The 7,655-nt window shown below is 71.2% G+C and carries 10 protein-coding genes and 1 pseudogene; 6 read left to right on the plus strand and 5 right to left on the minus strand.

The window, feature by feature from the left end:
* Nucleotides 1-692 (minus strand): IS630 family transposase (locus RIN75_RS43460; RefSeq protein WP_309117964.1); only part of this gene is annotated, 692 nt, incomplete at its 3' end.
* 310 nt (nucleotides 693-1,002) lie between these two features.
* Complete coding sequence (locus tag RIN75_RS44345) at nucleotides 1,003-1,809, minus strand: transposase (RefSeq protein ID WP_375296106.1); 807 nt, start codon at nucleotides 1,807-1,809, stop codon at nucleotides 1,003-1,005.
* Here RIN75_RS44345 and RIN75_RS43470 point away from each other — a divergent pair.
* From RIN75_RS43470 to RIN75_RS43485, 4 genes are all read left to right on the plus strand, one after another.
* Complete coding sequence (locus tag RIN75_RS43470) at nucleotides 1,796-2,296, plus strand: hypothetical protein (protein ID WP_309117965.1); 501 nt, start codon at nucleotides 1,796-1,798, stop codon at nucleotides 2,294-2,296. The two genes, RIN75_RS44345 and RIN75_RS43470, sit on opposite strands and share 14 nt — an antisense overlap.
* Entirely contained in the window at nucleotides 2,293-2,820 is a 528-nt protein-coding gene (locus RIN75_RS43475; RefSeq protein ID WP_309117966.1) for a hypothetical protein, read from the plus strand. The genes RIN75_RS43470 and RIN75_RS43475 overlap by 4 nt, the downstream gene beginning before the upstream one ends.
* A gap of 233 nt (nucleotides 2,821-3,053) precedes the next feature.
* Complete coding sequence (locus tag RIN75_RS43480; protein ID WP_309117967.1) at nucleotides 3,054-3,479, plus strand: hypothetical protein; 426 nt, start codon at nucleotides 3,054-3,056, stop codon at nucleotides 3,477-3,479.
* Nucleotides 3,479-3,997: a protein kinase gene (locus RIN75_RS43485; RefSeq protein WP_309117968.1), complete on the plus strand. Its 519-nt coding sequence runs from the start codon at nucleotides 3,479-3,481 to the stop codon at nucleotides 3,995-3,997. The genes RIN75_RS43480 and RIN75_RS43485 overlap by 1 nt, the downstream gene beginning before the upstream one ends.
* Before the next feature lie 540 nt (nucleotides 3,998-4,537).
* On the opposite strand, the gene RIN75_RS43490 is transcribed toward RIN75_RS43485, so the two are convergent.
* The 3 genes from RIN75_RS43490 to RIN75_RS43500 all read right to left on the minus strand — a co-directional run bounded on the left by RIN75_RS43490 (nucleotide 4,538) and on the right by RIN75_RS43500 (nucleotide 6,158).
* Nucleotides 4,538-4,714: a hypothetical protein gene (locus tag RIN75_RS43490; RefSeq protein ID WP_309117969.1), complete on the minus strand. Its 177-nt coding sequence runs from the start codon at nucleotides 4,712-4,714 to the stop codon at nucleotides 4,538-4,540.
* Nucleotides 4,715-4,828: 114 nt separating this feature from the next.
* Nucleotides 4,829-5,200: an STAS domain-containing protein gene (locus RIN75_RS43495; protein WP_309117970.1), complete on the minus strand. Its 372-nt coding sequence runs from the start codon at nucleotides 5,198-5,200 to the stop codon at nucleotides 4,829-4,831.
* Between the two features lie 736 nt (nucleotides 5,201-5,936).
* Complete coding sequence (locus tag RIN75_RS43500; RefSeq protein ID WP_309117971.1) at nucleotides 5,937-6,158, minus strand: hypothetical protein; 222 nt, start codon at nucleotides 6,156-6,158, stop codon at nucleotides 5,937-5,939.
* Between the two features lie 227 nt (nucleotides 6,159-6,385).
* On the opposite strand from RIN75_RS43500, the gene RIN75_RS43505 reads away from it, so the two are divergent.
* Together RIN75_RS43505 and RIN75_RS43510 are read left to right on the plus strand one after the other, a co-directional pair.
* Nucleotides 6,386-6,739: an STAS domain-containing protein gene (locus RIN75_RS43505; RefSeq protein WP_309117972.1), complete on the plus strand. Its 354-nt coding sequence runs from the start codon at nucleotides 6,386-6,388 to the stop codon at nucleotides 6,737-6,739.
* A 471-nt stretch (nucleotides 6,740-7,210) separates the two neighbouring features.
* A pseudogene (locus RIN75_RS43510) lies at nucleotides 7,211-7,655 on the plus strand (amino acid transporter); the annotation flags it as partial.

The raw sequence follows: 7,655 nt of genomic DNA on the forward strand, positions 1-7,655 counted from the left end.
TTGCGGCGCCGGATCCGGTAGAGGATCTTCCCGGTGGCCAGGTCCAGCGCGGCGAGCATGTGCATCACGCCGTGCCGACGGTTGTAGGTGGCCCGTGATCGGCGTGGCGACGTGACGGGCCGCCAGGCTTTCCCCCTGCGCGGCACCAGGTTCAGGGGTCCGAACTCGTCCAGGCAGATCACGCGTCCGTCGGCGGGCGGGTGATCGTAGAGGTCGAGGATCCGGTGCATCTTCGCGAGGAAGTCCGGGTCGGTGGAGGCCTTCCATGTGGTGGTGGCCTGCCAGGACACGCCGCCGTCGCGCAGGATGCGCCGCAGCGTCTCCCGGCTGACCGTGGCCACGGTCCCGCGGTCGAGCAGATGGTCGCGAAGTTTGGCGAGCGACCAGGTGGAGAACGCGGTGATGCCCCAGTCGGCGGGCGCAGTGCGGACGATCAGGCAGATCCGTTCACGGATCGCCTCACCGATCGTCCGACTCCGCCCGCCGCTCCATTTTGGGTCCAGCGCCGCGAACCCCCGCTCGTTGAACGCGTGGATCACATCCCGCACGCAGTCCTCGCTCACCTGCATCAACGAGGTGATGTCCCGGACCGCCTGGCCCTGGCCGGACACCAGCACCACGATCGCCCGGCGCAACCGCACCGGATCCTTCGCGGTCCTGGTGACCCGCTGCAGCTTCCGACCCTCCTCCATCGACAAGGGCCTCACGAACACGCTCGGACGACGAGCCACAACCACCTCCCGCACTCGACATGCGGAACCAGATTGGCCGATCAGCTCACAGGACCGGTTACCGGGTCAACCCTCCGAGACGCGCCACTAGATGAGCGGAAGGCCGGAGGCCACGTGGTCCAGCGCAGGGTTGTCCCGACTCGGGAGCCGGTGGTGGACTTCGACACCGGGGTGGTGCAGTACTGGATCGCCACGTGGGGTGTGTTCCTCATCCCGACCGGGTACGGCGGCGCATTCGCCCGCGTCGCGCCGGAGGACGCCGGTGCGGTGATCAACGTCCGCGAGGGGGAGCAGGACGGCGTTGGCCGGGGTCCTGTCGTACACCTCCTAAGCGGGCGCGCCCGGTCCGGATGGCTATGGAGGTCACTTCTGGCTCTGGCTCAAGTTCTGTGGAGCGGTCACTGAATGTTAGGAGAGCAGGACCCGTTTGCGGAGTAGCTGGAAGCCCGCCCGCCCGTACATCTGGCGTTTGATCATCTTGAGGCGGTTGACGTGGCCTTCGACTACTTCGGAATTGCCGGGCGATGGCGCGCTGGCTGTGACCGGCGGTGAGCAGTTCGTGCACGGCGGCGTGGGTGGCGCGGATGCGGTCGGCGAACCGGTGTCCGGTCGGCCAGGGCGAGTCCGGTTCGTGTTCGACCTGGGAGTGCGAGTGGGTGTCGGAAGGCGTCGACTCACCGGTCGTACCTGCGGCGGCACGGATGCATGCGGTGTGGCGGGAGACGCACCGCTCGACGGTTTCGACCAGGTTGTGCCAGAGATGCCAGCGGTCTGCGACCTGCACCGCATGCGGGGCGCCGGTGGTGGCGGCCTCGGCATAGAACGTGGCACGGTCGCGGCAGACGATCTCGAGACCGGGGCGGTCCGACAGCCAGGCCGCGACCGTGTCGGCTTCCCGGTCGGGTAACAGGTCGATCGGTCTGCGGGTCTCCACGTCGACCAGGATCGTGCCGTATACGTGGCCCTTGCGCAGGGCGTATTCGTCGATCCCGACCACCCTGGGAGTCGCCGACGTGGGATCGGGCAGCTCCCGGACTCGCCGCAGCACCGTGCTGCGGCAGGACTTGACGTCGAGCATCGCACACAGCCGGGCACCCGCCCGCCCCGCCAACGCCAGCCCGATAGCCGCGACCGCCGACCGGGGACTTGAGCGGGTCAGCGGGAGTGCGGCGATCGGGCTGCGGGACACGTTGAGCGGGTGGCGGGTCGCGACGGTGGACGTGCATCGTGCGGACGACGGCCCGGTTGCCTGGTTCGGGTCGCCGGAGCAGGCCGAGTTCCCGCACGGGCAGCGCCGTACCGCTGATTCCTTGGTCGCGACGCTCGGGACGCGTGCCGGGATGCTGGTCATGGCGGACCGGGACAGGAAGGCCACGCTCGACCGGGTCCGTGCTTTCCTCGCGAGCAGCCCGGAAACCGGGTGCGGCGAGTTCACGCTTCCGATGCTGACCGGGGTGCTGCGCGTCCGACGGCTCTGGCACCCCGGCGTCGTCGTCGACCCGGGCATGCGTCGCCTCGGGATGACTGTGCGGGCGGGGAGGCGGCGCGTAGGGTGGCGCGGGTGAGCGCGGAGAGATCGACGTTGGTGACGGCGATCATCGCGGCCGCGGCGGCGTTGCTCGGATCGGTCGTGGGGCTCACCGGTTCTCTCGTGACCACGAATCAGCAACTGGCGCACGATCGCCAAATCCGGCTGCGGGACGAGGTCAAATCGGGATGGCTGGAGTTGACTCGTGAGACCAGGAACGTGATATCCCTGCTGGCGGAGGCGATCCGGAGCACGTCACCGGCTTTCCTGGCCGACGCGCGGGATCGGGCGCTGGCCGTCGAGAAGTCCCGTCTCCAGGCGGAGACCGCACTGCTGCTCGTGGCTCCTGCCGGCATCGTCGAGACCATGACGGGTCCCGGTCCGGCGACTCCGAAACGGTCGATCCCGGATGCGCTGCTGGAGCTTTCTGTTGCGGCGCAACGGCCGGAGAGCCCGGAGTTCCGCGCCGCGCTGAACTCTCTCAAGGAGATCCAGACGGAGGTCAGCACCGAGTACGTCGGTCTCGGTGCAGCGTGCAGGGCCTACTTGACCGCCGAGTAGCCTGCCGCCGCGTGCTGCTGGCGGCCGGTGGCCGACAGCTTGTGCGACGTCCGTCGTAGGTGCGCCGGGCGGGACCCGACCCTGCGGGATGCCGAAGGTGTGGGCGGCTCGCGATCCGTGCACCGTGGTGCCGGCCAACGTGTCTGGCCCGGCAGGATGCGGTCGGCCGGCGGGGAAGTCGAGGTCGGCGCGCGGTCGCGGTATCGGTCCTCGGCGGTACGGTCCGGCTGGAGGTGGGGCAGTCGGCCGAGCCCGGCGGAGGTAGCGGTACGTGGGAAGGGCAACTGACCGGTGAGGTGATCGACGGCCGGTACGCGCTGGGCGGGCTCTACGGCGCCGGGGGCATGGCGGAGGTCTACCAGGGGTTCGACACGAGGCTGGAGCGCACGGTCGCGATCAAGCTGTTCCACGGCTCGGCGACGCCGGAGGACCGGGTCAGGCTCGACCGGGAGGTCCGCGTGCTGACAGGCCTGAGCTGCCCCGGCATGGTGGTGGTGTACGACACGGGGGCGTTCCGGGGCGGCCGTTCTTGGTCATGCAGCCGGTCGGGGGTGGCACGCTGCGCCGCAGGATGTGTGAACCGCTGGCGGTGTAGGCGGTCGCCGAGGTCGGTTTCCAGGCCGCGACCGTGTTGGCCCATGTGCATCGGCACGGTGTAGTGCACCGGGATGTCAAGCCGTCCAACATCCTGCTCGACCGCGACGGGCGCCGTGTCTACCTGGCGGACTTCGGTCTGGCGATGCAGGCGCAGGCGACCAGGCTCACCCGCTCGGGGCTGGTGCTGGGCACCGCTGCCTACCTGGCGCCCGAACAGGTCCGCGGCGGCGAGGTCGGCCCGCCCGCCGACGTCTACGCCCTGGGCCTGGTGCTGCTGGAGTGCCTGACCGGACGCGCCGAGTACCCGGGCGGTGACGCGGAGTCTGCGCTGGCCCGCCTGCACCGCGCGCCCCGCATCCCCGCGCACCTGCCGGCGGTGTTGCGCGAGCTGCTCACTGCCATGACGGCCCTGGCCCCTCGCCGACGCCCCACCGCCGCCGACTGTGCGCAGGCGTTGGCCGAGGCGGGCGCGGCCGGTCGAACACCCCGGCGGCGACCACCCAACCCACCGCCGGCTCACCCGACGCGGCCAACGCGCCCCACGTACCTCGCCTGTTGGCCGCGGCAGCCGCCCTGGTGACCCTCGCCGCCGTCACGCTGTTCAACGCGGACCACCTCGACCCGGTCCTGCATCCCGGTGGGCACCCGCCGGGCGGTCGCACCGACACAGCGGTGAGCACCACGACATCCCCTGAGACGCAGCCTACCGTGCCTCCCACGACGACCGGATCGACCACGGAGACCCCACCCCGCCGACTGGCGTCGCCGGGCCGGTTGAGGAGGCGACCCAGTACCGGCCACCGGCCCGCACCGAGCGGCAGTCAGCGACACCCACTGGCGCGCCGCCACCGCCGACCCAGCAGCCTCCTGCCGAGCAGCCCTTACCGGTCCCGGTGACCACGCCGGTGGATCGGGAAGGCGAAGAGCAGGACGAACGTGAGGGTGGCCGCGGCTGAAAGGCCCGCCGCCGCGCTCACCACGCCGGTCGGACCCTGCCCGGACGGCCGGTCGCTGACGCGCGCCGGCCACGAGTGGGACGCCGCTGTCGGGCGTGTGTCGGGTGAACGCGTGGCCGTGCCCACGGCCGCGTGACGATCGCTCCGGGTCCCTGTCACCCGGCTCAGCCGTAGCGCACGGCTGCGACCAGGCCCGCAGCGAGCAGGCCCGCCGCGCACACGATCGCTGCCCAGGTGCCCCACGCCGCCAGCGCGAGCACCGCGGCGGGCACGGACACCAGCAACCCCACGAGGACGACGGGACGGAGGTTGCCCTCGGCGTCCAGGAACACACGGCGCACCCCGCAAGCATGGCAGACGGGCACACGACCCGGCGCGTTGCGTGCGGCCGGCCGCACGTGGCGTGCCCGCCACCGACGCCGCGTACCAAAGCGGCCAGAGGTCGAGGCGCACGGTCAGCGGCCGGTGAGAGCTTGCTCGACCGAATTCGCGATCTCCACGACCTGGTCGGCCTCCCCGACCGTCAGGAGTCTGGCCACCTGGTGGTCGGCGGCCACGACGACCACGAGGCCGACGCCGCGGCGGGCCGCGTCGTGGTGGCCGCGGATCACCGCGGCCAGGCCGGCTGAGCCCAGGAAAACCACTTCGTCCAAGTCGAGCAGCACCCGCTCGGCGCGGGCCTGGGCGGCGGCCGGCAACGCCTGCCGCACACCCCAGTCGAGGACGAGCACAGTGGCCTGCTCGATCTCACCGCCCACCCGCAACAGCACCGCATGCCGCTCGGGCAGCACCTCCAGCCGCGTCCACGGACCACCCGATCGCGTCACCCAACCAGCCCACCACATCCCCGGCTGCGTCGGCCCTACGGGCATTGATTTCCCCCACGTGCTGGAGAACCGGCGGACGTGAAGTGGAGCCGCTCCCGGGGGAGCTGCGGCACAGGCGGATGCTCCACGGTGCCGATGCACAGCGCCGTCGCGGTACGCGGCAACGAGGCATCGCCTCCCTGGCGGGTTCGCTACCGGACACTCCTCGAGGAGCGTCGCTTCGCGAAGGTCGTGACCGTGGGCGTGACCGGTCGGGCGTTCGCTCGACGGCGTGTCCGGCGGGTGGTCCGATGGTGGCGGGAATCGTGCCAGGCGATGTCGGATCGGTGCGGTGACCTTGCGGCTGTGGCGGCGGCCAACCGCGTGCCGGCATGCTCGGTGTCGCCGGCACCGCCGCTGGCGGAGAGCCGGAGGTCTGGGGGCTTGCGGCTCTTCGCCACGGTGACCGCCACACTCGCCGGTCGGCGACGACGCCGGCACAGGGACGGTCAACTGGACCGGCACGGTCGGTAGCATCGCGAACACCGTCGCCGGGACCACCGGTGGCCTGATTCTCGGAGATCCCGTCCAGCCCCGCCGTCAACACGTCGCCGCGGGTACGGGGAGCGAACACCGCTGTGGTGAGCGCTGTTGGTGCGGCGGCCGGGTTCCTCGTCGGCTTCCGGTAGACCGGCTCGGGCCAGGGCGGATCCGGTGCTCGCTCGATCGGATGCGGCATGGGACCGGAGGTCCGGCGTTATCGGTCTGCCCACCTGGGCCTCCGGTCGAGCCGGTGGTGGGCCAAGCGGTGCAGCATCTCCGCTACGGCCTCCGGCGCGACCTGCCCTTCCAGGTCCCGCCGGGCGGCAACGACGGTGCTCGCCACGACGCGGCGCGGCACCCGCCCGCCGAACTCCGCCGCAAGCCTGATCACGGTGTCGGCGACCAGAGGGTCGCTGTGGTACTCGTCTGAGGCCACGATGTGCTCCGTCTGCTCCGATGTCCCTGACATCCTCGTGCCGGAGGCCGGCTGTGCGACTGAAGAGTCGCGGACGAACGTGAACGGCGACTTTCCGTCGTGTCGCCGGTTTTGGCCGTTCCTTCGTGCGTCGCGGTGTGTGACCCTGACCTGGGCGGATAGGCTCGGTGGAGGCGCCCGCGCGGGTGGCAGTCGGGACGGGAGACGTTGTGGCAAGTGGTGACGGCGTGTTTTCGGTCGCCACGGCGACGATGGACGGGGTGCCGGTGATCCGCCTCGTCGGTGAGATCGACATGTCCAACGCCGAGGCGATGCGTGCCGAGGTGATGCGCGGCGTGGCGAGCGCGCAGGCCGGACTGGTGGTCGATCTGACCGAGGTGACCTTCCTGGCCTCGTCCGGGCTGTCCGCGCTGGTCAGGGCGCAGACCGAAGCGGAACGTCACGGCGTCGTGCTGGCGGTGGCCGCGCACAGCCGGGCGGTGCTGCGCCCGCTGGAGGCCACCGGCGTGGACGCCCTGCTGCTCATCCACGCCACCACCGCCGACGCCGTGGCGGCCCTGCGCACCGGCTCGACGACCTGACCGGCACGGAGACCGCCTCATTCCAGGTGGGTGTGCGGCCCGTCCCGGTCGAGACGGGCACAACCCTCGGCAGCGCCGCAGCCGACGACCGCCCACACCGACTTTCCGACATCGAGCTGTCGCACGCCCCAATCCTTGGACAGCCGCGCCACCAGGGTGATTCCGCGTCCCCGGTCCGGACCGAGCCGCGACCGTCCCGCCTCATCCAGCACGTCGACCAGCGACCGCGCTTCGGCAGCGTCGGCAGGACCAGGTACCGGCGCTACGGTTGGGCCCTGCGCTAGCACCTGTGCGAGCAGCCATCGGTCCGCCGCACCCGCGCCGGGCGCGGCGCAAGCTCCCTTACGGAATCTTGATGCTGTCATGGGCATCACCCGGTCCGGTGACGGTCTACCGTCCCTTCGACCTCACGTCGGCGGCCTGGCCCGTCCATTCTGGGGCGTATCCACGACATCAACGGCGAGATGTGGCATGACCGGCACCGCCGACGTACCGCCGAGGGTCGACAGCCCGGTACGGCCGAGCCCGCCGGCCACGGCGTTCGGGCGGTGGCTGTTGCAGCACCGGGTCCAGCCGGTGGTCGGCCCGGAGAGCGACGAGGCGCACGCCGAGCCGCAGGCCTGGTGGAAGGTGATGTGCCTGACCGGCGTGGACTACTTCTCCACCCTGTCCTACCTGCCCGCGATCGCGGCGTTGGCCGCAGGCGCGCTGTCGCCGTTGGCGACGCTGCTGATCGTGGCGTTGACGCTGCTGGGCATGTTGCCGATGTACCGGCGGGTGGCTCGGGAGAGCCCGCACGGGCAGGGTTCGGTGGCGATGCTGGAGGACCTGCTGCCGTTCTGGCGCGGCAAGATCTTCGTGCTCGTGCTGCTGGGGTTCGTGGCCACGTCGTGGATCATCACGATCACGTTGTCCT

The organism is Saccharothrix sp., assembly GCF_031180885.1.
In the GTDB taxonomy this organism is placed as follows: Bacteria; Actinomycetota; Actinomycetes; order Mycobacteriales; family Pseudonocardiaceae; genus Actinosynnema.

Excerpts from the sequence above, each read along its gene's own strand:
- RIN75_RS44345 (WP_375296106.1), bottom strand. The coding sequence starts at position 1,809 with ATGCTCGACGTCAAGTCCTGCCGCAGCACGGTGCTGCGGCGAGTCCGG.